The organism is Maribacter sp. 4U21 (assembly GCF_002742365.1).
In the GTDB taxonomy this organism is placed as follows: domain Bacteria; phylum Bacteroidota; class Bacteroidia; order Flavobacteriales; family Flavobacteriaceae; genus Maribacter.
The window spans coordinates 1-1,366 of record NZ_MDGN01000025.1; the positions used below are offsets into that span (position 1 = coordinate 1).

2 protein-coding genes and 1 pseudogene are annotated in these 1,366 nt (G+C 38.7%); 2 read left to right on the forward strand and 1 reads right to left on the reverse strand.

What is annotated here, in order from left to right:
• Positions 1-155 (forward strand): integrase core domain-containing protein (locus tag BFP77_RS04705; RefSeq protein ID WP_143751846.1); only part of this gene is annotated, 155 nt, incomplete at its 5' end.
• A gap of 250 nt (positions 156-405) precedes the next feature.
• Here BFP77_RS04705 and BFP77_RS04710 read toward each other — a convergent pair.
• Positions 406-933: a DUF6933 domain-containing protein gene (locus BFP77_RS04710; RefSeq protein WP_099572911.1), complete on the reverse strand. Its 528-nt coding sequence runs from the start codon at positions 931-933 to the stop codon at positions 406-408.
• A 236-nt stretch (positions 934-1,169) separates the two neighbouring features.
• Between BFP77_RS04710 and BFP77_RS17575 the strand changes: the two are divergent.
• Positions 1,170-1,366 (forward strand): annotated as a pseudogene (locus BFP77_RS17575) (IS1182 family transposase); the annotation flags it as partial.

Consider the following 1,366-nt stretch of genomic DNA (forward strand, 5'->3'; position numbering starts at 1 on the left):
AGCAAACACGTATATGGATGGACGATTATAATCATCACAGACCACATGACGCACTTGGCAAAGTGCCGCCAATAAAATACGCAGAACTTAATTCTTTTGGGGCTAGCCCCAAAAGAATTAAAAACAATAATTTTAATGAAGTTTTGGAAAACTAAACAGTTCTGATTGGGGGAAGCTTACAAGGGTAAGTTGGGTGCGGGATTGTTTATGTCGATAGTCCATGACATAAAGATCGGATCAAAATATGAATCCCACAAGATCAAGTCGAAATAATTCGGGGTTTTGAGACAGTCTGACGGTACGGTGTATGGTTTGTTGCGAGAATTTAGCAATAAACTCAGCAAGTACAAAACGAAGCGGAAATTCCGCAGGAATTTCCGATGTAAGCCCTTGCCCAGCAATGAACTATACACAATGTTGTACGTAGGCCTTTATTTTTTCGTACATCACTTCTTTCGGATATTTCCATTCCAACATTTGGTTTGGCGAGCTATTTAATCCACTATTTATTTTTCTGAAAGGTAGATTTTCAAAACTTCCGTATTCCATTTTCCAATGGTCGATGCTGTACATACAATTATTCAACGAACCATTCGCACTTCTGTCATTATTGGTTTCGCACAGTTTTATTTCGCCAATCATTCTGCTTAAATTTTCATAATTTATTTCAATTCCATCATTTTTGAGTTGGGAATGAAGAGTTTCCGTAAATATTTGCGTGATGTTATTTAATTCAGATGCTTTTACGTCAGCTAAAATCAGTAAATATTTGGTTTGTTTGTTAACAATCAGCCAGCATTTTTTTCTGTCCACATAAAAAATGGTCGATACCCATTCGCCCAAGATTTTATTTTCGGATTCGCTCTTTCCAACAATCGATTTTTGTATGGTTTTTTCAAGTTTTCGAGTTGTATAAATTTGAGTGTGATTCATTCAGTCTTTGTTTTTCTGAGTGTTTTTGGTAGCTTACGTACAACGGTCTCGGCTATGAGTAGTTGCGTGGTTTATCACTTAACTTTGCAAGTACACACCAAGCTGAAAATCCTAGAGGATTTTCAGAAGTAGGCGAGAACAAGCAATTACTTATAGCCATTGTGCCTGTTGTACAAGTTAACGAAAAAACTCGTTGCTGATCATTGCCGATCGTGGAATCGATCGTAACTTTATGTATGCAGGGAAAAAAGAATTACCAGGAAAAGCTGTTCGCGAGCTTCCAGCTCAGCGAACGTATACCCAAGAACAATTTCTACAGGCGTTTGAAGGGTGCCGTCGATTTGGATTTCCTCTATCCTTTGACCAAGGGACATTATGGGGAGAGCGGCCAGAAGAGCATCGACCCGGTCGTTTTCTTCAAGCTGTGTTTGGT